The organism is Amycolatopsis sp. NPDC058278 (genome assembly GCF_042881395.1).
Lineage (GTDB): Bacteria > Actinomycetota > Actinomycetes > Mycobacteriales > Pseudonocardiaceae > Amycolatopsis.
The window spans coordinates 72254-95349 of sequence record NZ_JBHVXZ010000005.1; the positions used below are offsets into that span (position 1 = coordinate 72254).

Below are 23096 nucleotides of genomic sequence, written 5' to 3' on the forward strand. Positions count from 1 at the left end.
TGCGCAGACTCCTCCCGGTGGCCGTCGCCGCCGTCTCCCTCCTGACCGCCGTCCCCGCTTCGGCCGCGCCCCGCGATCCGGCGCCCGTCCTCCAGACGCAGGCCTTCGTCGACGACGCCGGCGCCTCCCCCGCCAACGCCGACGCCGACGACCCCGCGATCTGGGTGCACCCGCGCGACCCTGAACGCGGCGTCGTCCTCGGCACCCTCAAGGAGGGCGGCCTCGCCGCGTTCGACCTGGGCGCGCGGACCCTGCAGCTGGTGCCCGCGGGACCGGGCGGGCGGTTCGACAACGTCGACGTCGTCGGGGACCTGGCGGTCGTCAGCGACCGGGGGCGGGACCGCGTCCGCGTCTACCGGATCGACCCCGCGGGCTCGGCCGCCGGCGCGCACGTGCTGCGCGACGTCACCGACCCCGCCGCCGCGCCGGTGTTCTCCGCGTCGGAGTCCGAAGTGGACGAACAGCGGACCGCCTACGGCCTGGCCGCGGCCCGGGACCCGCGCACCGGCGTCCGGTGGGTGGCGGTGACCCGGCGGCACGAGACGCGGGTGGCGCTGCTGCGCCTGGCCGACCGGCCGGGCGGCACCGTCGGCACCGAGCCGGTCGCCACCGTGGACCTGCCGTCGACGTTCCGCCTCCCGGACGGCTCGGCCTGGTCGCCGTGCGAGGAACCCGGCGAACGGCCCCAGCTGGAGGGCTCGGTGTTCGACGGCCGTGTCCTCTACACCGCCCAGGAGGACGTCGGGATCTGGCGGATCCCGCTGACGCCGTCCGCCTTCGGACGGCCCGAGCTGGTCGACCGGGTGCGCTCCTTCGGCGTGCCCCGGCGCTGGAACGACGATGCCTGCGTGCCCGACGGCCCCGACCCCGGCTACGGCGGCCGGTGGCTGACCGCCGACGCGGAGGGCCTCGCGGTGGCGAACGGCACGCTGTTCGCTTCCAGCCAGGGCGACTCGCGGTTCGTCGTGTACGGCAGGCACGTCCGTGACCTGCGGATCGTCGCGGGCCGCGGCACGGACTCGGTCGAGCACTCCGACGGCTCGGCGATCAGCACGGCGCCCCTCGGCCGCCGCTTCCCGCACGGCCTCCTGGTGGTCCACGACGGCGAGCGCCGCCCCGCGGCCGGTGACCTGCCGACCACCGGCTTCGCCTTCGTCCGGCTGGAGGACGTCCTCGGGCGATAAAAAACGCAGTGACGTCCGGGGCTTCGCCCCGGGCCGGGGGCTCCGCCACCCGGAGCCCCCGAAAAAACTTCCGCCCGCCACGCAGCGGCCGGGCCCCCTCGCGCGTCCACAGTGGTGACCGAAAGGACGCGTGTGATCTTCGAAGAGTTCGTGGCGGAGCGGCTCGACGGGCTGCTCCGCTACGCCACCGTCCTGACGAACGACCCGCACCTGGCGCAGGACATCGTCCAGGACGTGCTCCTGCGCGCCCAGCAGCGGTGGGACGGCATCGCCGCGCCGCCGACCTACGTGCGGCGGATGATCACCAACGAGTACCTGTCGTGGCGGCGGCGGGCGGTGCGGCGGATGGTGGCCAGCAGCCACGACGTCCTCGACGCGCTCGGCCCGCCGGAACCCGACCCGGCGGCCGCCTACGACGAGCGGGACGCCATGCTCGGCCTGCTCGCGACGCTGCCCCGCAAGCAGCGCGCGGCCGTCGTGCTGCGGTACTACGAGAACTACTCCGACACCGAGATCGCCGCGTTCCTGCGGTGCGGCACCTCCACCGTGCGCAGCCAGATCTCGCGTGCACTGGCCACCCTGCGCCAAGCCGGGCTGAACCACACCGTCGTCCCCACCGGAGTCCCCGAATGACCCGCAGCGAGCACCAGACCGAGACGCTGATCCGGGACAGCCTGGACCGCCTCGCCGCCCGCGCCCCGGACGGCCACGCGGTGCGCGACGCCCTCGCCCGCGCCGGGCGGAAGCGGCGGCCGGCGGCCCGGCTGGCCCTCGCCGCCGCCGCCGTGGTCGTGGTGGTCGTCGGCGTCGTCTCGGGCACGCAGCTGCTGACCCGGCCGGACGTGGCGCCCGCCGCGAGCCGCCCGGTGCTCGGCTACGGCCCCGAGTGGCTGCCGGACGGCTTCACCGAGCAGTACCGCGAAGGCGGCCCCGGGATCACCCCGCAGGTCCGGCAGTGGCTGGCCGGCCCGTCCAGGATCACGCTGATGGCGTACTCCACCGCCGACCCCGAGTGGTCGCAGACGGCGCTGAAGATCGCGGCGATCAAGGACCAGGCCCTGGTGCACGGCCGGGTCTCCATGCTCACCGGGTCCGGCGGCACCGCGGAACTCACCTGGCTGACCGACGAGCAGCACGTGCTGGTCGTGCAGATCCTCGGGATCCCGGACGCCCGCGCGATCGCCCAGCGGGTCGCCGACTCGGTCACCGCCGGCCCGGTCGGCGTCCGCGGCGAGCTGCGGTTCGGCCCGCTGCCGGCGGGACTGGCCGAACGGTCGACCGTGGTGCGGGGCTCCGGTCCCGGCGACGCGCGCACCGAGCTGACCGCGGCCGACCCGGCCCGGCCGTCGGTGGCCGTCGTGCGGGCCGTCGCCGGCCGCGATGCCCCCGGCGTGCAGGGTGCCGAACCGGCGACGGTCCGCGGCGGCGAAGGCTTCTTCGTGGCGTCGGCGACCGGGCGGGACGCGATGGTCGCGGTCCGGCTGCCGTCGGGACGCTGGCTGACGGTGTCGGGTGCGCGGCCGGAGGCCGAGCTGATCGCCGTCGCGAACGGCGTCCAGCTCGACCCGGCACCCGACTACCGCTGGCTCGGGCGGCCTACCAGTTGATCATCGGGAACCAGATGATCCCGAGCCGGCCCAGCACGCGGACGTCCCAGTAGAGCAGCGTGAACGTGCCGCCGACGAGCAGCGCCGCGCCGGTCACGGTCGCGATCCGCGCCGGTTTCGCGGCCAGCCAGCGCTGCACGCGCCCGCCCGTCGCGCGGGTGAGGATCAGGAACAGCACCGCCATGACGACGATGTTGCCGACCGACTGGAGGGCGAACGCGGCGGCGCCGTAGAGGACGTTGTGCTGCTCCGCGGCGCTGCGGAACATGATCCGGAAGAGCGGGTACGGCCGGCCGATGAGGAACCCGCCGATGAGCGCGCCCATCAGCACCAGCGGCGCCGCCGGGTGGCGGCGGGTGAAGCTCGCGAAGGGGTTGCGGAGGATGCCGAGGGCGATCAGGCCCATCAGCAGGAAGACCAGGCCGACGACGCCGAAGGCGATCATGGACTGGACACTGCGTGGCGAGAGCCCGGTGGTCTTCGCGGTGTCGAACTGCGGCATCCGCGTGCCGACGAGCGCGACGATCACGCCGTAGACGACCGAAACGGTGAGCATGCCGGCGGCGATCCAGCCGAGCGGCTTGAGCGCGCTCCGCTTCTCCCCCGCCTGGTCACCGACCAGCGGCGCGACCGCGCCGAAGGCGGCGATGTTGCAGGCGGTGAACGACCCCGCGAGACCGGAGACGAACGCGAAGAGCGTCCCGGCGAGGACCCCGCTGATCGGAGTGGCCTTCGCGTCGTAGCCGAGGAGCCCGTTCGCGACGCTGTCGCCGATCACGGAGTCGACGAACGGCGCCGACCAGATGGCGGTCAGCACGAACCCCGCCACGACGGCGGCGAGGGCGACGACGGCCCGGCGCGCGGGATACGGCCCGGCGCCGAAGAACTCTGCCTGCGGATGAACCGGTACTTGCTGTCTGACCGCCATTGATGCCCTCCAGGGTGCGGGAATGCAGCTCAGAAAGCGTTGCAGATGGATTAGTTGAAACGCTTCGGCCAGGCGTGTGGGGTTTTGGCGCCGAAAGGCCTAGGCATTTTTCACGCCGGTCACGGTGGGCCATGACCTGAGTCCACAGTGGACGTTGCGCTCGGCGCGGATCGCCGGCCTCGGTTCGCGGCAACCGGAGACCGAAGCCGGCGGCCGGGCACCGGCGGCCACCCGGCTACGGTGGGCGCATGACCTCCGAGACCGACCGCCTCGCCGCCGAGCGCTACGTCGTCCTGACCACGTTCCGGCGCGACGGGCGGGCCGTGCCGACCCCGATCTGGGTGGCCGGCGACAGCGGTGAACTCGTGCTGTGGTCGGCGCGGGACACCGGCAAGGTGAAGCGCATCCGCAACGACGGCCGGGTGGAGGTCCAGGCCTGCGACGTCCGCGGGCAGAAGACGCACGGCGCGAAGGTCTCCGGCCAGGCCCGGCTGCTGGACGCCGCGGACACCGAGCGGGCCCGGCGGGCGATCGCCCGCAAGTACGGCATCGTCGGGCGCGTCACGATGTTCTTCTCGAAGCTGCGCGGCCCGGAGGACCGGACGGTCGGCATCGCGGTCAAAGTGGACGACTGAAGCTGCGGAAACCGCGCCGCAGGTAGTTCGGCAGCGCATTCGGGTGATCGAGGGTCGAGGTGTGCAGCCAGACGCGCCGCGTCCCGGGCAGCGCCCACGCGTCGGCGACCACGAGGGTGAGCGCGAACCCGCCGAGTCCCTTGCCGACGAACTCCGGCACCAGGCCGAACGTGGTGATTTCGACGTCGTTCCCGGGCTGCGGCTCGAAATCCGCGGCACCGGCGACCTCGCCGCGGTACTCGATGAGCCGGTATTCCCGGTGCGGCGCGGCGAGCCAGCGGTCCCATTCGTCGTCACCGCGAGTGGCGGACGGCCACCGGTACGGCGTCCCGATCCGCACGTGCAGCTCGCGGATCAGCGGCCCCGGTCCGGTGGTCCGCAGCGCGACACCGTCGACGAGCGGAGCGGGGTTGAGCTGACTGGCGGCGGTCATTTCGAGCTGGGTGACGATCTCCTCCACCCGCGGCAACCTACGACTCGGGGGGGTCGTTGTCAGCCGCTTTTCGGCCTCAACCGGTGCCCCGCAGGGCCGCCGCCATGGCGGCCGAGTCGTGGTCCGGTCCGCAGCCCTCGACCAGGATCAGGTCGCCGGGGATGTGGTCCGCGCGCAGCCGCAGGATCTCCCGGTAGGCGGGTGAGGCGTACCACTCGCGCGCCGCGGCGAGGCTCGGGAACTCGATGAGCACGAGACTGCCGGGCCAGTCGCCTTCGATGACCTGCACCGGCGCGCCGTGCACGAGGAACTTGCCGCCGTAGGGGTCGAGCGTGGCCTGGATGCGCTCCAGGTATTCGAACGCCTCCTCCGGCAACACGGCGGGCGGGCGCAGGTGGGCGAGTCCATAGGCGGTCATGGCGGTCCTTCCTCTTGTCCCGGAAGGAATCCTGGCCCGCCGCCGGCACGGCGTCGATTACCCCGGAGGTAAGGCGGGCTGCCCGGCCAGCAGGCGCTCCACCAGCGCCGTGACGAGGTCGTGGCGCTGCTCGTCGGTGAACAGGTCCGGCAGGGTCAGCCGTTCCATGATCAGCCAGTTCAAGGCCAGCCACAGCAGGACGACCATCGTGCCGTCGCCGGGCAGGCCGGACTTCTCGTGGTACTGGACGTTGAAGTCGACGTCCGCGCGGATGCGGCGGGTCAGCACGTCCCGCAGTTCCGGCCGGCGCGCGGCTTCGAGCCGTAGTTCCAGCAGCGCCAGGAAACCCGTCGGGAACGCGGCCACGCGGTCGACGAGTTCGTGCATCAGCTCGGTGACGCGCGCCCGGTCGCGCGGCCCCTCGAGGCCGCCCGCGATCACCGCGTCGTCCACCAGCCGCTCGTAGACCCGCTCCCCCGCGTGCTTGAGGATTTCGCCGCGGCTGGAGAAGTAGTTGGAGGCCGTGCCGACCGGGACGCCGGCCTGCTGGTCGACCGCGCGGAAGGTGAGCCCGCGCGCGCCTTCGTTGGCCAGGACTTCGATCGAGGCGTCGAGCAGCGCCGCGCGCCGCTCGGGGTTGCGTCGTACCATGACGTTGACACCACTCCAGACGTAGTACTACGGTCGACACCACTTCATGCAAAGTACTACATCCGGAGTCATTTCGACAGGGGGACCCATGCGCAAGCCCTGGACATGATCGTCCCTGGGCGCGGAGTCCCCGGAGACCATGCCGTGGCACATCCGGCCGCTCATCGGGAAGGCCGCGGCACCTACTCGATCCCCCTGGCCTGGCCGAAGGCATCCCCAATCCGTACCCGCACCTGCGGCAGTACGTCGGCTTTCGCTGTCGCCGACCGAGGCCGACCCGGCCGCGGCGGAGTGCCGATGTTCGGCGGCGGCTTCGGGCCGCGCGGGTTCACGCCCGCCGAAGTCCTCACGTTCGGCCACGGCGGCACGGTCACGACCTACCGTCCGGCCTGACGTCCCCGCGTCGCCTTCCGGATCTCTTCCGACGCTTCGCGATAGGCCGGCGCCGCCCGGGCGAAGTAGTCGAACAGCACCTCCTGCTGCTCCGGCGAGCACCGGCCGATGACCTCGGCGATCCGCCCGCGCGCCGGCCCGACGATCGCCTCCACGCCGGCGAGCGCGTCCGGCACCGGCTCGACCACCACCTTGCGCCGGTCGGCCGGGTCGGCCGCGCGGCGGACGTAGCCCGCCCGCTCCAGCCGGTCGATCAGCCGGGTCGTCGCACCCGTGGTGAGGCCGGTGCGCGTGGACAGCTCGCCCGACGTCAGCGGGCCCTCCAAGTCGAGCAGGCTGAGCGCGTACCACTCGGTGGCGTGCAGCCCGGCCGCCTCCGCACCGGCCAGCCCGTGCAGGCCGACCGCGTCCAGGTACCGCCGGAACACCCCGTGCCGCTCGCTTGCCATCCACTCCTCCTCGTGCTTAATATCTGCACGCGTGCAGATACTGCACACATGAAGCTAAGTATAGGAGGCGACCATGATGACCACCGACCGGACCGCCGTCACCGCCGTGCTCGACTCGCTCGCCGACGCCTGGGGCCGGGGCGACGCCGACGCCTACGGCGCTCACTTCACCGAAGACGCGACGTACGTGACCTTCGTCGGCACGCGGTACTCCGGCCGCGACGACATCGCGGGCAGCCACCGCGTCCTGTTCGAGAAGTTCCTCAAGGGCACCAAGCTCGCGCACGAGGTCCTCGACGTGCGGTTCCTCGGCGCGGACGTCGCGGTGGTGAGCACCGGCGGCGACACGTACAAGGGCGACGCGCCGAAGAAGCTGTCGAAGGTCCAGACGTACACGCTGGTCCGCGACGGCGGCCGCTGGCTCGTCGCGGCGTTCCACAACACCCGGCGGAAGCCGTTGATGGAGCGCGTCTCGTTCGCGTTCGCGCCGGAAACGTGTCCTCGACGCTCGGGTTCACGCCCAAGCCGGGACTCGGGGTGCCGTCGTGGCTGGTGCAGACACCGGAGGACGTCGCGGCGCGGGCCCTCCGAGCGGTGCGCCGCCGCGAAGGGCCGACGGTGGTGTCGGGACGGCCGAACGCGGTGATCACCGCGGCCGCCGGGCTACTGCCCCGCCGGACCGCGGTGTCGCTGCTCGGCTAGCTGGTCCCTGAACTCGGCCAGCCATGACCAGTCGCCCGGTCGTGCCGCAAGCCGGTCGAGCACATGCCGCAGAGCCGAGCGCAGTTCGACATCCGGCATCGACGCGCCGTGCTCGGCTAGACCTTCGCGACCGCGGCGAGGGCCTCCGGCAGCGTGAACGCGCCGGCGTAGAGCGCCTTGCCGACGATGGAACCCTCGACGCCGTCGGACGCCAAGCCCGCCAAGGCGACGAGGTCGGCCACGCTGGACACCCCGCCGGAGGCGATCACCGGTGCGTCCGTGCGGGCGACGACGTCGCGCAGCAGCTCGAGGTTCGGGCCGCGCAGCGTGCCGTCCTTGCTGACGTCGGTGACGACGTAGCGGGACGCGCCGTCGCGGTCGAGGCGCTCCAGGACGTCCCACAGGTCGCCGCCGTCGGAGGTCCAGCCGCGGGCCGAAAGGCGGTGGCCCGCCTCGGTGATCCGGACGTCGAGGCCGATCGCGACGCGGTCGCCGTACTCGCCGATGACCCGGCTGGTCCACTCCGGGTCCTCGAGCGCGGCGGTGCCGAGGTTGACCCGCCGGGCCCCGGTGTCCAGGGCGGCCTTCAGCGACGCGTCGTCGCGGATGCCGCCGGAGAGCTCGACCTGCACGTCGAGCCGGCCGACGACCTCGGCGAGCAGCTCGCGGTTGCTGCCCTTGCCGAACGCGGCGTCGAGGTCGACCAGGTGGATCCACTCGGCGCCGTCGCGCTGCCAGGCGAGCGCGGCCTCGAGCGGGCTGCCATAGGAGGTCTCGGTGCCGGCCTCGCCCTGGACGAGTCGCACGGCCTGGCCATCGGCCACATCAACGGCGGGAAGCAGCGTGAAAGTCACGCGCGTAACTCTAGGGCGGCGACCCGGATCACCCGGTCAGCGGGTCGCCGGCCGACCAGTTCGGCCGATAGCCGCCCGCGCCGCGCGGCCGTACTCTTACTGCGGTTCCGGAAGGGGGCCTGGTGGAAGCGACGGGCAAGGAAGCCGGGTATTCCTTCTCCGAGCGGCTGCCGTTCTACGTCGTCGTCCAGCTGGTGAGCGTCCTGTTGCCGGGAGCGGGTGTGCTCACCGAAGTGACCCTGCTGGGGATCCACTACGCCCGGCACCCCGGAACGGACCTGGGGTTCTTCGTCGACGCGTTGTCCGGCGTCCGCGGCGCGGGCATCGTGCTGTTCGCCGCCGTGGGCCTGTCGGGCGCGTTCGTGCTCGGCTACCTCTCCCGCGAGCTGGCGTTCGTCACGGTGGGCAGGCTGGAGAAACGCAGTCGCCGCCGGCACCCGGATTCGCCGAGCTGGCCGCGGGTGCGGGAGCTGGTGGGCGAGGAAGCGGCCGACGCGCTCGTCCGGCAGCATCCGGTGCTCGAACTGGTCGACGGCGACGGCAAGTCCGTCGGAGTTTGGACCGGTGTGGGTGGCGGGCACGTCGCCGACGCCGATCTCGAGGTGTTCGTCTACAGCAAGCTGTGGCTGCGCGGCCGGTCGGCGGCGTTCCGGCTGGACTTCCTCGAGCTGGAGATCAACGTCCTGGCCGGCCTGCTGGTTCCGGTCCTGCTCTGCACCGTCGACGTGCTGGCCGTCGGCGACGAGCTGGTCACCATCCGGATCGCCGCGGTCCCGGCCGGTCTGCTGGTGTGCACCGCCCTGCTGCGGTCGATTCGGCGGCTGCGGCGGGCGGAACGCTGGGAAGCACTGCGCAACATGGCGTTCGAAGCCGTGATCCAGCGGGCCGAGGCCGAACGAGTGGCCGGCTAGAAGCGCAGGTCCGGCAGCATGCCCTCATCCTGTGGGCCGTGGACGGCGAACAGGAGCAATCGCAGGTTCCCTCCGGTGCGGTGGGCCGCGACCGCCCGGTGCGTGCCGTCCAGCAGCAGGAACCCGCCGTCACCGAGGACGTAGACCGGGAGCGGAAGCTGGACGGATCCGGCGTCGGCGCGGAAACGGGCCTCGAACTCGGCGATCCGCGCGGCGCGCTTGGCCGGCCAGGAGGCTTCGGTGAGGGCGGCCTCGCGGACCCGCAACGGTCTGGCGCCCGCGTCGCGAAATTCGCTGTTCCGGCCGTCCGGCCCGGCGTACCAGACCGTTCGCAGGTCACCGAGCACGGCCGCCGACCGGCTGGTGATCGCCTCGATCCGGCATTCCGTGGCCAGCCTGCTCCAGTCCAGCCGGACGCGGATACCGCCGTCTCCGAAGAACCGGACGAAGTCGGCCACCGGGACCTCGGTCACTCAGCTCGCCACGAAGTCCAGCCAGTTGCGCAGCAGCTGCGCCCCGGCATCCCCGGACTTCTCCGGGTGGAACTGGGTGGCCCACAGCGGCCCGTTTTCGACCGCGGCGACGAAGTCCTCGCCGTGGTGGGCCCAGGTAACCTTCGGCTCCTGCCCGGGCAGGCCGTCCAGCTCCCACGTGCGAGCGGCGTAAGAGTGCACGAAGTAGAACCGCTCCTCGGGGTCGAGACCGGCGAAGAGCTGCGAGTCCGCGGGCGCGCGCACGGTGTTCCACCCCATGTGCGGCAGGACGTCGGCGTGCAGCCGGTCGACGACACCGGGCCATTCCCCGGTGCCTTCGGTCTCCTCGCCGTGCTCGACCCCGCGGGCGAAGAGGATCTGCATGCCGACGCAGATGCCGAGCACCGGGCGGCCGCCGGCGAGCCGCTTCCCGATGATCCGGTGCCCCTGGACGTCCAGCAGCCCCGCCATGCAGGCGGAGTAGGCACCGACCCCGGGCACGACGAGCCCGTCGGCTTCGACGGCGGCATGCGGATCGGCGGTCACCTCGACGTCGGCCCCGGCGCGCGCCACAGCGCGTTCGGCGGAGCGGAGGTTGCCGGAACCGTAGTCGAGGATCACCACACGAGACACGCCACCCAGCGTAGCCGTCGCCCTCAGCGGCGCTCGAAGGAATAGACGTCGGTCACCGTGTTGCAGGGTGACGGCGGCACGACCTCGACGCGCAGCACGCCGTCGTCGTAGTCGACGCCTTCCGGGGTGAAGGTGCCCGTACAGGTGCTGACCAGCGGAACCTGGCCGATCTCGTGCACCCGGGCGGTCACGTCGTGGCCGTTCAGCGGCCGCGCGAGGTCGATCTGCAGGAGCTGCAGGTTGGTCGGGTACAGGTCGTTGTACGGGTCGCTGGTCGCGCAGATCAGGCGCGTCGCGCCGACGAAGTCGCAGCCCTGGGCGCTGCGGACGTGGTGGTCCAGGTGGATGCGGGCGGCGACCGGGAGGTCGCCGGCCACCTTCGGGCCGCGCGGGTTCAGGAAGGGCGTCGGGGAGACGAAGAGCCGGTCGATCTCCCCGAGCGGGCCGGAGACGAGCCACTGCCCGTCGGGGGTGGCCGCGACCTGGGCGTTCGCGTTGGCGGCCGGCTCGTCGGGCTGCAGCGGGTGGACGAACTCCGTCGTCGTCCCGTCCGGCTTGGTGACCAGGTACATCTTCGTGGCCGGCGCCGGGCTCCGCGTGTCCTGGTAGACGTCGAAGACGTACCCGCGCAGCGAGTCGGGGTCGCCGACGTGGCCCCAGCCCTCGTCCTTGAGCGGCTGCGGAATGGTGGCGCCGTTGCGGTAGAGGATCTCGGGGGCGTGGCCGGGCAGCCGGAGGGTCGCGAGGCCTTCACCGCTGATCCGGTTCTCGGCGGTGGTGTGGCCGATCTGCTGCCAGCGGGTTCCGTGCGCGGTGGCGACGCCGGTGGCGGCGAGCAGGGTGGCGGTGGTGAGGGCGAGCAGACTTGCCGTCCGCAGTGCGCGCATGTGCGCTCCTGGAGGAGTTGAGGCCTTGGCGGCGGCGAAGCCATCCTGCCACAGAGCGCACACCGCCCGGAAAAATCTTGGGGAACTCGGTTTGACCGTCCCGCTCGCCGGGTATCACTTCACCCGATCGTGTGCGCTCAGCCCGCCACGACCGGACGCCAGGGAGGCGAAGATGGCCGAGGACGATCTGCTGTCCGAGATGCTGCACGCCTGGCGTGACGACATCGAGAGCGTGCCGTTTCCGCAGTTCACCGAGCTGCTGATCCCTCGCCAGCAGACCCGCCCGCGGTGCACGCCGAGCGCGTCTGCCGCGCGCGTGACGAACGCCACGCGGAGAACAGACGCCTGACTGTGGTTTCCTGCGGGAGCCGCATCGACGCGTCCCCGGGAGCCCTCATGAGCAGCCGCACCCCTGATCCGCACGACTTCCTCGACCTCGACGCCGGGCTCGCCGAGGAGGAACGCGCCATCCGCGACGCCGTCCGTGCGTACGCGAAGGACCACCTGCTGGACCACGTCGCCGACTGGTACGAAACGGGCGCGCTGCCCGCGGCTGAGCTGGCGAAGGGCTTCGGCTCGCTCGGCCTGCTCGGCATGCACCTGGAGGGCTACGGCTGCGCCGGCACCAGCGCCATCGCGTACGGCATCGCGTGCCGCGAACTGGAGGCCGTCGACTCGGGCCTGCGCAGCTTCGTCTCGGTGCAGGGGTCGCTGGCGATGTACGCGATCCACCGGTGGGGCAGCGAGGAGCAGCGGCAGGAGTGGCTGCCGCGGATGGCCACCGGCGACGCGCTGGGCTGCTTCGGGCTGACCGAGCCGGACGCGGGCAGCGACCCCGGTTCGATGCGGACCCGCGCGGTGCGCGACGGGTCCGACTGGGTGCTCTCGGGCACGAAGATGTGGATCACCAACGGGACCGTCGCCGACGTCGCGGTCGTCTGGGCGCAGACCGACGACGGGATCCGCGGCTTCGTCGTCCCGACGTCGACGCCGGGCTTCACCGCGAACGAGGTCAAGCACAAGCTGTCACTGCGGGCGTCCCTGACCGCGGAACTGGTGCTCGACGGCGTCCGGCTGCCTTCGTCAGCCGCGTTTCCCGAGGTCCGCGGCCTGCGCGGCCCGCTGTCCTGCCTGAACGAAGCTCGCTACGGGATCCTATTCGGCGTCGTCGGCGCGGCGCGCGCGTGCTACGAAGCCGCGTTGGAGTACACGCTCGCGCGTTCGCAGTTCGGGAAGCCGCTCGCCGGGTTCCAGCTGACCCAGCGCAAGCTCGCCGACCTGCTCGTCGAGGTCAACCGCGCCGGACTGGTGGCGCTGCAGATCGGGCGGCTCAAGGACGCCGGCGCCCTGCACCACAACCACGTCAGCTTCGGGAAGATGGCGAACGTCCGGTCGGCGCTGGACGTGGCCCGGACCGCGCGTTCGATGCTCGGCGCCAACGGGATTTCGCTGGAATACCCGGTGATGCGGCACATGGCGAACCTCGAGACGGTGCTGACGTACGAAGGCACCGAGGAGATGCACGCGCTGTCCCTCGGCCAGGCGGTCACCGGCCTGGCGGCGTTCCGCTGATCGTTTTTTGTCGGTGGTGGCCGCTAGCTTCTGCACCATGACTTTCTCCGAGTTGTTCTCCGAGTTCGAAACCGTGGTGGAGCTGCGGCGCTACACCCTGCACCCCGGCCGGCGCGACGAGCTGATCGAGCTGTTCGAGCGCGAGTTCGTCGAGCCGCAGGAAGCGGCGGGCGCGCACTTGTTCGGCCTGTTCCGCTCGCGCGCGTGCCCGGACGAGTTCGTGTGGCTGCGCGGTTTCCGCACGATGTCCGAGCGCAAGGCGGCACTGGAGGAGTTCTACTTCGGCCCGGCGTGGAAGGCGCATCGTTCGGCGGCGAACGAGACGATGATCGACTCCGACAACGTGCTGCTGCTGCGCCCGGTCCGCCGCGGCCTGGCTTCGCCACCACCGGGTACGGGTGTGCACGTGACGGTTTCCCCGCCCGCGCCCCCACCGGAGTCGGCGTTCGCGGCGTTCGAGACGGAGCCGGCTCCGAACGACTTCCCGCAGCTGCCGGTCCGCACGGACGGCCCGTTCTCGGTGTGGTTCAGCCGGATGCCATCGGCATCATCGGTGGAGCTGTCACCGACGTCCCGGTCCTTGCTCCGGTGAGAGGAGTTCGGTGAGTCCCTGGGGGTAGAGGATCTTGCTGCCGTCCCGGAAGTCGACCCACCGCGCGGTGGCGGGATCGTCGAGGATCTTCATCTCGTCGCGCTCATAGCGGCCCGGATCGGCGAACTCGGCGGCGTAGAGGAAGGCGATCTCGTGCCCGGGCCGGTCCCGCCAGGTGAAGACGTTCTCGAGCACCCCGAGCAACTCACCGACTTCGATCTCGGCATCGAGCTCCTCGAGAAACTCCCGCTTGAGGGCGGCTTCGGCGTACTCACCGAACTCGATCCCACCCCCGAGCGGCCGGTAGTAGGTCTCGCCTTTGACGTCGTCGTGCGCCTCGAAGACGAGCAGTGAGTCGCCGCGCCGGATGATCCCCAAGGCGATCGGCCTGATGGATGGCATGGTCGTCACGCTATCGACCCGCGGCTCCCGAAGCACGAGCCAGCCGGCCCACCCCCCACCGATCACGGCCAGCACCCCGACGGCAAGCCAGGCCCACCCGCTCCCCCACACACCGGCGAGGGCCACAACCACAATGCCCACAGCGGGCACCGCCCAGGGCGACGACCCCATGATCACCTCGTCCTCGCTTGTCGACTGGGCCTGAATGCTGGCCTAACATGGTCGGATCCTGGAGGGCGGGGTGAGGCGCATGCGCAGGCTTCGGCTCCTCGTCGGTCTGGTCCGCACCCAGCGGCTCCTTCCGATCCAGAACCCGCCCATCAAGCCGCCTGGCGACAGCGCGCGGCCACAGGGCGACGGTCACTGCCCGACGCACCGGACGACCAAGCTCCTCAAGACGCGCAGAGGATATTGGTGCCGGGAGTGCAACGACGTGATTCCCCGCGAAAAGCGAATCCCGTGAGCGCACCTTCGCTACCGGACACCGCAATGAGCCTGGGCTCACGGATCGGCCGTTATTTCAGCGTCGTGAGCATGCTGCCGGTTCTCTTCCTGAGCGCCTGGACGTTCGCCCTCATCAAAAGCGGGGCATGGTCGGGACCACCGTCCCTCGGCGATCTGGCCGACAAGCTGAAAAACATCAAGGTGAGCGAAGTCGCCTGGCTCCTGCTGAGCACAGTGCTGGTGGCCCTGTTTCTGCACCCGCTGCAGCTCGCCATGACGAAAATCCTGGAAGGGTACTGGGGAAGTTCGCGGATCGCCGTCGGCCTGCTCCGCTTGCGCATCACGCACCATCGGAAGCGGTTCGAGCGACTTCGGGATCGAAGGGACAAACTCGAACAACGCCGAAATCGCGTGCTCGCGAAGTTGCTCGTCGCCCGCTATCTCCGCAAACTGGTGGACGACCCCACCAACGCGCAGGATCCGGCCAGGTGGGACTCGGAGCGACTGAAGCAAGAACTCGAAAACCTCATGTTCAGCGCACAAGCCCATCCCGCCGGCGGAACACACGCAACGATGACATCGATCCCGTCTTTGCTCGCGCACTACCCAGACCTGGACCGGATGATGCCCACCCGGCTGGGCAACACGCTGCGTTCAGCCGAAGATTCCATCGGCCGCCAGTACGCGCTGGACGCCGTCCGGGCAACCCGTACATCGCCCTGGTCGCGCCGGAAACCCACCTGAGCTACCTCCAAGACACCAGACAGCAGCTGGACACCTCCGTCCGGCTGTGCGTCGTCGCGCTCCTCGCCACCGCCGAGGGAGTCGGCTTCCTGTGCACGGACGGCTGGTGGCTTCTTGCCGCACTCGGACCGTACTTCCTCGCCTACATCGCCTACCGCGCCTCAATCGCCGCTGCCGCCGAGTACATGGAAATGGTGCGGACGGTACTCGATCTCAACCGGTTCAAATTCTATGAAAACCTGCACCTGGAGCAGCCGGACGACACCGACACGGAGCGCGAAAACAACGTCAAGCTGATGCGCCTGCTCGCCGGAGACGATGAGGTGAACCTGAGCTACGAACACCCTGCCGCCGGCACCCCCAGCGCCGGCGACACCCCGCCTACTCCCCCAAAAACTCCCTGATCGCCAACCCCAGCGACCCGGCGTCCAGCCCGTGCGCCAGGTCGTGGTCCGCGATCTCCCCGTACGTCCGCACCTCCACGTCCCGCCGGACCCCGAGCGTCTTCAACCGGTGCGGTACCTCGGAAAGCGCCTCCGCCACGCAATGCGCCGACGTCCCCGCCAGGTACGGCTCCACGAGCACGACGTCGGCCGCGGCGGAAAGCACCGCCGATCGCAGACCGGCGCCGTCGAACGGCCGGATCGTCGAGGCGTACAGCACCGTCACGTCCAGGCCCACCGTCGCGCGCAGGACGCGGTCCAGGACCGGCCCCACCGCCAGCACCAACCCGGCCGACCCGGAACGCAGCCTCGTGAACCCGACGCCCAGGTGCGGGGAAGCGTTTTCCTGCGCCGAAAGCCGCAGGTACACGCGGCCGTCGCCCGGGATCGACTCCAGCAGCAACCGGCGGGCCTCCGCCGGGTGGCCCGGTACGTGGACCGTCCAGCCCGGCAGGGAATCGATCAGGGCGACGTCGCCCGGCGACTGGTGGGTGCGGCCCGCCGTCGACATGTCGTACGACGCCCCCCACGACACCAGGACGCCACCCACCTCCTGGTGCGAGAAGTCCAGCTTGATCTGCTCGAAAGCGCGCTCCACCAGGAACGACGGGAACGTGTGCACGATCGGCCGCAGGCCCGCGAGCGCCAGCCCGGCGCCCGTGCCGACCAGCAGCTGCTCGCGGATCCCGACGTTGATCACCCGGTCCGGGTGCCGCCGCGCGGCGCCGGCGAGCTGCGCGGCCGAGATGTCGGCCAGCACGACCGCGACGTCCGGGTCGGCGTCGATGATCTGTTCGGTGGTGGCGAGGAAGGTTTCCCGCATCGGCATCGTGTTCAGCCCTTCGGTTCGACGACGGCGACCACGGCCAGCGGCCGGCCGGGGTGGGCGGTGGTGAAGGCTTCGTACAACGCGTCGTGGTCGCGGCCGGACACCGTGCGCGTCTCCCAGCCTTCGACGGCGAAGCGGCGGGCGATGCCACCCGGCCAGCCGCGCGTCGACGACTGGTTGTCGATCACCACCGTGGTCAGGTTTTCGAGGTTGTCGCGCGCCGCGACGACGATCGCCTCGTGGTTCGAGCCCTCGTCCAGCTCGGCGTCGCCGACGAGCGTCACGACCTTCGCGCCGGTCAGGCCGCGGGCGCGCAGGCCGAGCGCGGTGCCGAGGGCGATCGGCAGGCCGTGGCCGAGGGAGCCGCTGGAGATTTCGACGCCGGGGATGCGGCGCCGGTCGGGGTGGTAGCCGAGCCGCGAGACCGAGTCGGACCAGGTCGCCAGTTCGGCCTCGGCGATGAAGCCTTTCGCGGTCAGCACGGCGTAGTACGCCATCGGCCCGTGCCCTTTGGACAGCAGGAACCGGTCGCGCCCAGGCTCGCGGAAGTTTTCGGGCGTGATGTCGAGCACGCGGTCGTAGAGCACCCACAGGACGTCCAAAGTGGACTCCGCGGCGGCGCTGTGCTTTTCGTCGCCGGTCATCAGCGATATCAGCCGGGGCAGGCCGGCGTAGCCCGGTTCGGTCACAGTGGTCATGACCCGACGATGCAACCTCGACTAAACTCGAAGTCAAGGATAGCCTGACCTGGTGACCAGGCTCGCTGAACATCTCAGCATCGGACAGGTGGCGGAACGCAGCGGGGTTCCGCACACGGCACTGCGGTTCTACGAGGAGAAGGGGCTGATCAGTTCGGAGCGGTCGGCGGGCAACCAGCGCCGGTACGCGCGTTCGGTGCTGCGCCGGATCGCGTTCATCCGCGCCGCGCAGCGGGTCGGGCTCTCCCTCGAGGACATCAGCGCGGCGCTGGCCACGCTGCCGGCGGACCACGCGCCGACGAAGGCGGACTGGGCCCGCCTGTCCCGCGACTGGCAGCACGAGCTCGACGCGCGCATCGACGCCCTGCAGCGGCTTCGCAGCCGGCTCACCGGCTGCGTCGGCTGCGGCTGCCTTTCCCTGCGCAGCTGCGCGTTGTACAACAACGACGACGAGCTGGCCCGCTTCGGGCCGGGCGCGAGCAAACTGCGTCCCGCGGTCGAGGGCGGCATCTAAACCGCTTGCGCCCGGCGGGATGCTGGGGAGGCAATGAACGAAAAGGAACTGATCCGCATCTCGAAGCGGCTGGCGCGGCACCTGCGCCACGATCCCGCCGCCCTCGGCCTCACGCTCACCACCGACGGCTGGGCCTCGGTCGACGCGCTCGTGCGCGCCCTCTCGATCACCCGCGCGGAGCTCGACGAAGTGGTCGAGAAGAACAACAAGCGCCGCTTCGCCTTCGACGAAACGGGCACGCGCATCCGCGCGAGCCAGGGCCACAGCGTCACGGTCGACTTGGCTTTACCGGACGCGACGCCACCGGCCGTGCTCTACCACGGCACGGTGGCCAAGTACCTCGACGCGATCTTCCGCGAGGGCCTCCGTCCGATGAACCGCCACGCCGTCCACCTCTCGGCGACGGTGGAAACGGCAAGAATCGTCGGCGCCCGCCGCGGCCAGCCGGTGATCCTCCGGATCGACGCCGCCGCAATGACCGCGGCCGGCCACGCGTTCCAGGTGAGCGCCAACGGAGTTTGGCTGACGCCGGCGGTGCCACCGGAGTACTTGTCGCGCCCACTGGCGTGACCGAGGCCGGAACCCGCGTGACTGCGAACGGAACTCGCGTGACTGCGAACGGAACTCGCGTGACTGGGGCCGGAACTCGTGACTGCGGGCGGAACTCGCGTGATTGAGCACGGAACTCGCGTGACTGGGGCCGGAACTCGTGACTGCGGGCGGAACTCGCGTGATTGAGCACGGAACTCGCGTGATCAGGCGGGCATCTCGCGTGACTGGAGAGTCATCTCGCGTGATCAGAGGGTCGACACGGGGGTGAGGGTTCGGCGGCGGGGGCGGCCGAGGAGGCGGCGGCCCACGTCGAGGAGCTCCGTGCGGAGCTCCTCGTCACCGAGGCCGGCCAGGTCCGGGGAGCCGCCCGCCATGGCGATGCCCGTCAACGTCACCAGGGCGTTCACGCGGGCCGTCGTGTCCGGGTCGGGGCCCGACAGGATGGCCAGCAACGCCCGGCCGAAGCCCTCCATGCCGCCGTGGGCCGACTTCTCGATCGCGCGGGCGATGCCCGGGTCGCTCGAAAACAGCGCCACCAGCGCCCGGTGGCGGATCACCAGGTCGACGAAACCGTCCAGCAGCAGGTCCACCTGCGCACCCCGGCGCTTCTGCGCCGCCGCCCGGCGGACCAGTTCGTCCAGGTCGCGGACGCCCGGCTCGGCGACCGCCTCGGTGATCTCCGCCTTCGTCTTGAAGTGGTAGTACACAGCCGCCTTGGTGATGCCCAGCGCGTCGGCGATCATCTGCAGCGACGTGCCCTCGACCCCGTGTTCGGTGAACAAGCGCAGCGCGGTCTGCAGCAGTCGGGTCCGGGTGTCCTCGGCCGGGCCGGCGGTCATTCTTCCTCCTCAGCAGCCGTCGGAGCCTACGTCACTCCCTGTCGATCGGCAAACCGCCTTACTAGCCGAACGGCTAGGGATAAACCTTGCTGTTCGGCAAGTCACATACTTGCCGATCGGCTTGGACCTTTCCTTGCCGATCGGCTAGCTTGGGAAAGGACCTGATGGAGTGAACCGAGCCCATCCGGGCGAAACGGAGCTGACTCGTGGCGACCTTCCTGTACCGGCTCGGCCGGTTTTCCTTCCGGCGCAGAGCGCTGGTCGCGGCCGTCTGGGCGGCGGTCCTGGTGGCACTGGGCCTGGGCGCGCTGACGCTGTCGGGCCAGCTGTCGAACTCGGTGACGATCCCCGGCACCGAGTCGCAGCGGGCGATCGACCAGCTCACGGAGAAGTTCCCGCAGGCCAACGCGGGTGGCGCCACCGCGCGCGTCGTCATCGAGGCCCCGGCCGGGAGCACGGTGACCGACGCGAAGGGCAGGGCCGCCGTCGAAGCCCTCGTCGGGCAGCTGAAGACGGCACCGAAGGTCGCCGCCGTGGTCGACCCGTTCCAGGTGCAGTCGATCTCACCCGATCAGCGCGTCGCGCTCGCCCAGGTCAGTTACGGAGCGAAGGCGTACGAGCTGACCGACGAGGACCGTCAGGCGCTGCTGGACACCGCGAACGCCGGCCGGACCGCCGGGTTCACCATCGAGTTCGGTGGTGACGCCGTGCAGGGCGTGCCCGCGACCGGGGCCACCGAGGGCCTGGGTGTCGCGGTCGCCGCCGTCGTGCTGGTCATCACGTTCGGCTCGCTGCTCGCGGCCGGGATCCCCCTGCTCACCGCGCTGATCGGCGTCGGCACCGGAATGGCGGGCATCTTCCTCGCCTCCGGCTTCCTCGAGCTCAACTCGAACACGCCGGTCCTGGCGCTGATGATCGGCCTGGCCGTCGGCATCGACTACGCGCTGTTCATCGTTTCGCGCTACCGCCACGAACTGGGCATCGGCCGCGACCCCGAAGAAGCCGCCGGCCGCGCCGCGGGCACCGCCGGGTCCGCCGTGGTCTTCGCCGGGCTCACCGTCATCATCGCGCTGGCCGGCCTCACCGTGATCGGCATCCCGTTCCTCGGCCAGATGGGCGTCGCCGCCGCCGTCACCGTCGCGGTCGCCGTGCTCATCGCCCTGACGCTGCTGCCCGCGATCCTCGGCTTCGCCGGGGCCCGGGTCGCCGGCGACCGCATCCGGCTGCGCCGCAAGCCGGTCGAACCGACGCACGGCGAACGCTGGGCGCGGTTCGTCGGCCGCCACCGGATCCCGGTGCTGCTGCTCGCGTTGGCCGGGATGGCCGTCATCGCGCTGCCAGCGCTGAGCATGCAGCTCGGCCTGCCCAACGACAGCACGGCCGCGCCGGAGTCGACGCAGCACAAGGCGTACGAGATCGCCAGCCGCAGCTTCGGCGAAGGCTCGAACGGGCCGCTGCTGGTCGTCGTCGACGTCTCTTCGAGCACGAACCGCCAGGCCGCGCTCGGCCGGGCCGCGGCCGACATCCAGAAGCTGCCCGACGTCGCCGCCGTCACCCCGCCGCGGGTCAACCAGGCCGGTGACACCGCGCTGCTCACGGTGATCCCGAAGAGCGGCCCGAGCAGCTCGCAGACCGAGGACCTGGTGGCCGCGATCCGCACCGGCTCCGGCGCGCTGGAGACCGGGACGGGCGCGAAGCTGTCCGTCACCGGCCAGACCGCGGCGAACATCGACGTCTCCGAGAAGCTGTCGGACGCGATGCTGCCGTACCTGGCGCTGATCGTCGGGCTGGCGTTCGTGCTGCTGATGCTGGTGTTCCGCTCGGTGGTGGTGCCGCTGAAGGCGACGATCGGTTTCCTGGGCTCGGTCGCGGCGACCTTCGGCGCGGTGGTCGCGGTGTTCCAGTGGGGCTGGCTGACGGACCTGCTCGGCGTCGCGTCGACCGGCCCGATCATGAGCATGCTGCCGATCCTGCTGATCGGCGTGCTGTTCGGGCTGGCGATGGACTACCAGGTGTTCCTGGTGACGCGGATGCGCGAGGAGCACGTCCACGGCGCGGAGCCGCAGGAGGCGGTGGTCACCGGCTTCCGGCACGGGGCGCGCGTGGTGGTCGCGGCGGCGCTGATCATGATCAGCGTGTTCGCCGGGTTCGTGCTCGCGGAGTCGTCGCTGATCCAGTCGATCGGCTTCGCCTTGGCGTTCGGCGTGCTGGTGGACGCGTTCGTGGTCCGCATGACGCTGGTCCCGGCGGTGATGTCCCTGCTCGGCCGCGGCGCGTGGTGGCTGCCGAAGTGGCTGGACCGGATCCTGCCGGACGTCGACGTCGAGGGCGAGAAGCTCACGAAGCAGCTCGACGAGCCCGAGGAGCGGGAACTGGTCGGCGCGAGCCGCTGACCCTGGTTGTCCACAACCCCGCGGGGTTGTGGACAACCAGGCTTCGGCCACGGGTTTTGTCGGGCCCTACCGATAGACTGGACGTGGGACGCCCCCCGGGAGGGTGGGGGCAGGTTCGGCGCCCAGCTCGACCGCCCGGCGCAGGTCGGCGGCGTACGCCGCCGGCTGTTCCCAGGCCGCGAAGTGGCCCCCGGCACCGTGTTCCACGTACTCGCGGACGTTCAGGAACACTTCGGCGTAGCTCCGCGGCTCCGGTTTGGTGTCCCGCGGGAACACCGAAAGCACGGTCGGCGTGTCGACCCGGGCGGGCAGCGCCGCCGGTTCGGCGTAGGTGGCGAACGAGGTGCCGATCGCGCCGGTGACCCAGTAGGCGGTGACCCAGGTGAGCAGGTCGTCCTCGGTGAACGCCCCCTCGTCGGACCACGACTCGAGTTTTTCGGCGATCCACGCCGCGAGGCCGGCGGGTGAGTCGCCGAGGGCGACGGCGAGCGTGTTCGGCCGCGTCGACTGCGCGGCGATGTACCCGCCCTCGGTCCGGAACCACTGCCCCGCCCGGGCGAGGTAGGCCGCGGCATCGGGCGCGAGCTTCGCCGGATCCACCGTGAGCGCGCGCTGCGGGGCGACGTTCGTCAGGTGCAGGGCGGCCACCCGGTCCGGGTGCTCGCCCGCGAGGATCTCCGCGACGGTGCCACCCACATCCCCGCCGGACACCGTGTACCTCGGGTAACCGAGCTCGGCGAGAGCAGCCGCGATGAGCCCCGCCATCCGGCCGGCCGACATCCCGGGCGTGGTGAGCGGGGCCGCGAACGGGAAGCCCGGCAGCGCGGGCACCACCACGTGCGTGTCGCGAGCAGCGGCAGGACGCGCTCGAACCGCAGCACCGAGTCCGGCCAGCCGTGCAGCAGCACGACGACCGGCGCGCCGGGATCCGCGGACCGCTGGTGGATGACTCGCAGGTCGGTGCCCTCCGCCCGCACCGTCACCCAGGGGTACTCGCCGATGCGGCGCTGGTGGACCTCCCAGTCGTACCCGTTCGCCCAGCGTGCGAGGAGCGCGTCGAGGCGGGTGCCGCCGATGCCGCGGGTGCGGTCCGCACTCCACGGGGTCGTGACCCGCCTGGTCCGCCGGAGCCGGTCACGCATCTCGTCGTCCATGTGTATCAGCGTACACATCATGTGTATGCTCGTACACATGAGTTCGCGCGACGCGGCCGCCACCCGGCAGCGGATCCTGGAGCACGCCCGACGCCAGTTCGCCCGCCACGGCTACACGGCGGTCACGGTCAAAGGCGTGGCCGACGCCGCCGGCGTGTCACCCAACCTCATCACGCGCTACTTCGGCGGCAAGGACGGCCTTTTCCTGGCCGCGACCCGCGTGGAGATCCCGGTCACGGGCTCCTTCGACGGTGACCGTTCCACATTGGGCGCCCGCCTCGCGGCGAACATCGTCCAGCGCTGGTTCGGCGCGCCCGGGGAGGATCCGCTGCTGGTGCTGCACCGCGCGTCCGGCGAACGCCCGGAAGCGGCGGAAGCGCTGGCCGCGTTCCTCGACACGAACTCGCTGGAGCCGCTGCACCGCTACCTGCGCGACAGCGGCCTCACCGACGCGGACGCCCGCAACCGGGCCGCGGCGATCGACGCGTTCGTGCTCGGCGTCTCCACGCGCCGCCGGGTCCTGCGGTCCGAGCTCGGCGATCCCGCCGAGCTCGAGGCCTGGCTGAGCGCCACCATCCAGCGTCTTGCCGACGGGTGAGGGTGCTAGCTCGAGAACCAGAAGATCGCGCCACCGATGGCGAGGACGGCCGCGACGCCGAGCACCACGGCCATGAACTTCGCCGTCTTCCACGTCGAGTACACGCCGCCCACCAGGAAACCGCCCAGGGCGAGCAGAAGGACGCCGACGACTCCGTTGCTCAT

At 71.2% G+C, this 23096-nt stretch carries 30 protein-coding genes and 1 pseudogene; 15 read left to right on the forward strand and 16 right to left on the reverse strand.

The window, feature by feature from the left end; all coding sequences use genetic code 11:
• Nucleotides 1–17: 17 nt before the first annotated feature.
• The 3 genes from ACFVYA_RS03845 to ACFVYA_RS03855 all read left to right on the forward strand — a co-directional run bounded on the left by ACFVYA_RS03845 (nucleotide 18) and on the right by ACFVYA_RS03855 (nucleotide 2791).
• Nucleotides 18–1184: a phytase gene (locus ACFVYA_RS03845; RefSeq protein ID WP_387042257.1), complete on the forward strand. Its 1167-nt coding sequence runs from the start codon at nucleotides 18–20 to the stop codon at nucleotides 1182–1184.
• A gap of 132 nt (nucleotides 1185–1316) precedes the next feature.
• Nucleotides 1317–1817, forward strand: a complete 501-nt coding sequence (locus tag ACFVYA_RS03850; protein ID WP_285989543.1) for a SigE family RNA polymerase sigma factor — start codon at nucleotides 1317–1319, stop codon at nucleotides 1815–1817.
• Nucleotides 1814–2791 (forward strand): hypothetical protein, encoded by a 978-nt coding sequence (locus ACFVYA_RS03855; RefSeq protein ID WP_387042081.1) that lies wholly within the window; start codon nucleotides 1814–1816, stop codon nucleotides 2789–2791. The genes ACFVYA_RS03850 and ACFVYA_RS03855 overlap by 4 nt, the downstream gene beginning before the upstream one ends.
• Here ACFVYA_RS03855 and ACFVYA_RS03860 read toward each other — a convergent pair.
• Nucleotides 2781–3719: a hypothetical protein gene (locus tag ACFVYA_RS03860; RefSeq protein WP_387042083.1), complete on the reverse strand. Its 939-nt coding sequence runs from the start codon at nucleotides 3717–3719 to the stop codon at nucleotides 2781–2783. The two genes, ACFVYA_RS03855 and ACFVYA_RS03860, sit on opposite strands and share 11 nt — an antisense overlap.
• Before the next feature lie 248 nt (nucleotides 3720–3967).
• Here ACFVYA_RS03860 and ACFVYA_RS03865 point away from each other — a divergent pair, with 248 nt between their 5' ends.
• The gene (locus tag ACFVYA_RS03865) at nucleotides 3968–4354 is read left to right on the forward strand and encodes a PPOX class F420-dependent oxidoreductase (protein ID WP_387042085.1); all 387 of its coding nucleotides are present in this window, start codon (nucleotides 3968–3970) and stop codon (nucleotides 4352–4354) included.
• Here the strand turns inward: ACFVYA_RS03865 and ACFVYA_RS03870 are convergent.
• The 4 genes from ACFVYA_RS03870 to ACFVYA_RS03885 form a co-directional block, all read right to left on the reverse strand.
• A complete protein-coding gene (locus tag ACFVYA_RS03870) occupies nucleotides 4338–4814 on the reverse strand; it encodes a GNAT family N-acetyltransferase (protein WP_285989539.1) in 477 nt (158 codons plus the stop codon). The genes ACFVYA_RS03865 and ACFVYA_RS03870 overlap by 17 nt on opposite strands.
• 49 nt (nucleotides 4815–4863) lie before the next feature.
• On the reverse strand, nucleotides 4864–5205 hold the full coding sequence (locus tag ACFVYA_RS03875; RefSeq protein WP_285989538.1) for a DUF1330 domain-containing protein: 342 nt from the start codon (nucleotides 5203–5205) through the stop codon (nucleotides 4864–4866).
• Between the two features lie 57 nt (nucleotides 5206–5262).
• On the reverse strand, nucleotides 5263–5856 hold the full coding sequence (locus ACFVYA_RS03880; RefSeq protein WP_387042087.1) for a TetR/AcrR family transcriptional regulator: 594 nt from the start codon (nucleotides 5854–5856) through the stop codon (nucleotides 5263–5265).
• A gap of 377 nt (nucleotides 5857–6233) precedes the next feature.
• Complete coding sequence (locus ACFVYA_RS03885; protein ID WP_387042089.1) at nucleotides 6234–6698, reverse strand: MarR family winged helix-turn-helix transcriptional regulator; 465 nt, start codon at nucleotides 6696–6698, stop codon at nucleotides 6234–6236.
• Between the two features lie 73 nt (nucleotides 6699–6771).
• On the opposite strand from ACFVYA_RS03885, the gene ACFVYA_RS03890 reads away from it, so the two are divergent.
• Entirely contained in the window at nucleotides 6772–7344 is a 573-nt protein-coding gene (locus ACFVYA_RS03890) for an SgcJ/EcaC family oxidoreductase (protein ID WP_387042093.1), read from the forward strand.
• Nucleotides 7345–7516: 172 nt separating this feature from the next.
• On the opposite strand, the gene priA is transcribed toward ACFVYA_RS03890, so the two are convergent.
• Entirely contained in the window at nucleotides 7517–8254 is a 738-nt protein-coding gene (priA, locus tag ACFVYA_RS03895) for a bifunctional 1-(5-phosphoribosyl)-5-((5-phosphoribosylamino)methylideneamino)imidazole-4-carboxamide isomerase/phosphoribosylanthranilate isomerase PriA (protein WP_285989531.1), read from the reverse strand.
• Nucleotides 8255–8376: 122 nt separating this feature from the next.
• Between priA and ACFVYA_RS03900 the strand changes: the two genes are divergently transcribed.
• Nucleotides 8377–9165 (forward strand): hypothetical protein, encoded by a 789-nt coding sequence (locus tag ACFVYA_RS03900; RefSeq protein ID WP_285989530.1) that lies wholly within the window; start codon nucleotides 8377–8379, stop codon nucleotides 9163–9165.
• Here the strand turns inward: ACFVYA_RS03900 and ACFVYA_RS03905 are convergent.
• From ACFVYA_RS03905 to ACFVYA_RS03915, 3 genes are read right to left on the reverse strand one after another with little or no spacing between them, the layout of a single operon-like run.
• Nucleotides 9162–9638 carry a hypothetical protein gene (locus ACFVYA_RS03905; RefSeq protein WP_387042097.1) on the reverse strand — a complete coding sequence of 159 codons (477 nt, stop codon included), beginning with the start codon at nucleotides 9636–9638 and terminating at the stop codon, nucleotides 9162–9164. The two genes, ACFVYA_RS03900 and ACFVYA_RS03905, sit on opposite strands and share 4 nt — an antisense overlap.
• Nucleotides 9639–10262, reverse strand: a complete 624-nt coding sequence (hisH, locus tag ACFVYA_RS03910) for an imidazole glycerol phosphate synthase subunit HisH (protein WP_387042260.1) — start codon at nucleotides 10260–10262, stop codon at nucleotides 9639–9641. It lies immediately after the preceding gene.
• A 32-nt stretch (nucleotides 10263–10294) separates the two neighbouring features.
• Nucleotides 10295–11158 carry a hypothetical protein gene (locus ACFVYA_RS03915; RefSeq protein WP_387042100.1) on the reverse strand — a complete coding sequence of 288 codons (864 nt, stop codon included), beginning with the start codon at nucleotides 11156–11158 and terminating at the stop codon, nucleotides 10295–10297.
• Between the two features lie 172 nt (nucleotides 11159–11330).
• Between ACFVYA_RS03915 and ACFVYA_RS03920 the strand changes: the two genes are divergently transcribed.
• Genes ACFVYA_RS03920 through ACFVYA_RS03930 form a run of 3 tightly spaced genes read left to right on the forward strand, consistent with a single transcriptional unit; the run spans nucleotide 11331 to nucleotide 13322 of the window.
• On the forward strand, nucleotides 11331–11507 hold the full coding sequence (locus ACFVYA_RS03920) for a hypothetical protein (RefSeq protein WP_285989527.1): 177 nt from the start codon (nucleotides 11331–11333) through the stop codon (nucleotides 11505–11507).
• 47 nt (nucleotides 11508–11554) lie between these two features.
• Nucleotides 11555–12730, forward strand: coding sequence for an acyl-CoA dehydrogenase family protein (locus ACFVYA_RS03925; RefSeq protein ID WP_387042103.1), 1176 nt, complete (start codon nucleotides 11555–11557; stop codon nucleotides 12728–12730).
• A gap of 37 nt (nucleotides 12731–12767) precedes the next feature.
• A complete protein-coding gene (locus ACFVYA_RS03930) occupies nucleotides 12768–13322 on the forward strand; it encodes an NIPSNAP family protein (protein ID WP_387042106.1) in 555 nt (184 codons plus the stop codon).
• Here the strand turns inward: ACFVYA_RS03930 and ACFVYA_RS03935 are convergent.
• The gene (locus tag ACFVYA_RS03935; RefSeq protein ID WP_387042108.1) at nucleotides 13293–13724 is read right to left on the reverse strand and encodes an NUDIX hydrolase; all 432 of its coding nucleotides are present in this window, start codon (nucleotides 13722–13724) and stop codon (nucleotides 13293–13295) included. The genes ACFVYA_RS03930 and ACFVYA_RS03935 overlap by 30 nt on opposite strands.
• A 459-nt stretch (nucleotides 13725–14183) precedes the next feature.
• On the opposite strand from ACFVYA_RS03935, the gene ACFVYA_RS03940 reads away from it, so the two are divergent.
• Both ACFVYA_RS03940 and ACFVYA_RS03945 read left to right on the forward strand, forming a co-directional pair.
• Nucleotides 14184–14912 (forward strand): hypothetical protein, encoded by a 729-nt coding sequence (locus tag ACFVYA_RS03940; RefSeq protein WP_387042110.1) that lies wholly within the window; start codon nucleotides 14184–14186, stop codon nucleotides 14910–14912.
• 185 nt (nucleotides 14913–15097) lie between these two features.
• Complete coding sequence (locus ACFVYA_RS03945) at nucleotides 15098–15316, forward strand: hypothetical protein (protein WP_387042111.1); 219 nt, start codon at nucleotides 15098–15100, stop codon at nucleotides 15314–15316.
• On the opposite strand, the gene ACFVYA_RS03950 is transcribed toward ACFVYA_RS03945, so the two are convergent.
• The gene (locus tag ACFVYA_RS03950; RefSeq protein ID WP_387042113.1) at nucleotides 15294–16184 is read right to left on the reverse strand and encodes a transketolase family protein; all 891 of its coding nucleotides are present in this window, start codon (nucleotides 16182–16184) and stop codon (nucleotides 15294–15296) included. The two genes, ACFVYA_RS03945 and ACFVYA_RS03950, sit on opposite strands and share 23 nt — an antisense overlap.
• Before the next feature lie 5 nt (nucleotides 16185–16189).
• The gene (locus tag ACFVYA_RS03955; protein ID WP_387042115.1) at nucleotides 16190–16882 is read right to left on the reverse strand and encodes a thiamine pyrophosphate-dependent enzyme; all 693 of its coding nucleotides are present in this window, start codon (nucleotides 16880–16882) and stop codon (nucleotides 16190–16192) included.
• A gap of 52 nt (nucleotides 16883–16934) precedes the next feature.
• On the opposite strand from ACFVYA_RS03955, the gene soxR reads away from it, so the two are divergent.
• Complete coding sequence (soxR, locus tag ACFVYA_RS03960; protein WP_285989519.1) at nucleotides 16935–17396, forward strand: redox-sensitive transcriptional activator SoxR; 462 nt, start codon at nucleotides 16935–16937, stop codon at nucleotides 17394–17396.
• Nucleotides 17397–17429: 33 nt separating this feature from the next.
• Nucleotides 17430–17966 (forward strand): RNA 2'-phosphotransferase, encoded by a 537-nt coding sequence (locus ACFVYA_RS03965; RefSeq protein WP_387042119.1) that lies wholly within the window; start codon nucleotides 17430–17432, stop codon nucleotides 17964–17966.
• 227 nt (nucleotides 17967–18193) lie between these two features.
• Here the strand turns inward: ACFVYA_RS03965 and ACFVYA_RS03970 are convergent, their stop codons facing one another.
• On the reverse strand, nucleotides 18194–18787 hold the full coding sequence (locus tag ACFVYA_RS03970; RefSeq protein ID WP_387042122.1) for a TetR/AcrR family transcriptional regulator: 594 nt from the start codon (nucleotides 18785–18787) through the stop codon (nucleotides 18194–18196).
• Nucleotides 18788–18993: 206 nt separating this feature from the next.
• Between ACFVYA_RS03970 and ACFVYA_RS03975 the strand changes: the two genes are divergently transcribed.
• On the forward strand, nucleotides 18994–21180 hold the full coding sequence (locus tag ACFVYA_RS03975; protein WP_387042124.1) for an MMPL family transporter: 2187 nt from the start codon (nucleotides 18994–18996) through the stop codon (nucleotides 21178–21180).
• Nucleotides 21181–21246: 66 nt separating this feature from the next.
• Here the strand turns inward: ACFVYA_RS03975 and ACFVYA_RS03980 are convergent, their stop codons facing one another.
• Nucleotides 21247–22011 (reverse strand): alpha/beta fold hydrolase, encoded by a 765-nt coding sequence (locus tag ACFVYA_RS03980; RefSeq protein WP_387042127.1) that lies wholly within the window; start codon nucleotides 22009–22011, stop codon nucleotides 21247–21249.
• A 98-nt stretch (nucleotides 22012–22109) separates the two neighbouring features.
• Nucleotides 22110–22373, reverse strand: a pseudogene (locus ACFVYA_RS03985) (epoxide hydrolase N-terminal domain-containing protein); the annotation flags it as partial.
• On the opposite strand from ACFVYA_RS03985, the gene ACFVYA_RS03990 reads away from it, so the two are divergent.
• Nucleotides 22372–22932, forward strand: a complete 561-nt coding sequence (locus ACFVYA_RS03990) for a TetR/AcrR family transcriptional regulator (protein ID WP_387042130.1) — start codon at nucleotides 22372–22374, stop codon at nucleotides 22930–22932. The pseudogene ACFVYA_RS03985 and the gene ACFVYA_RS03990 sit on opposite strands and share 2 nt — an antisense overlap.
• Before the next feature lie 5 nt (nucleotides 22933–22937).
• Here ACFVYA_RS03990 and ACFVYA_RS03995 read toward each other — a convergent pair whose 3' ends face one another.
• Nucleotides 22938–23096 (reverse strand): hypothetical protein, encoded by a 159-nt coding sequence (locus tag ACFVYA_RS03995; RefSeq protein WP_285989512.1) that lies wholly within the window; start codon nucleotides 23094–23096, stop codon nucleotides 22938–22940.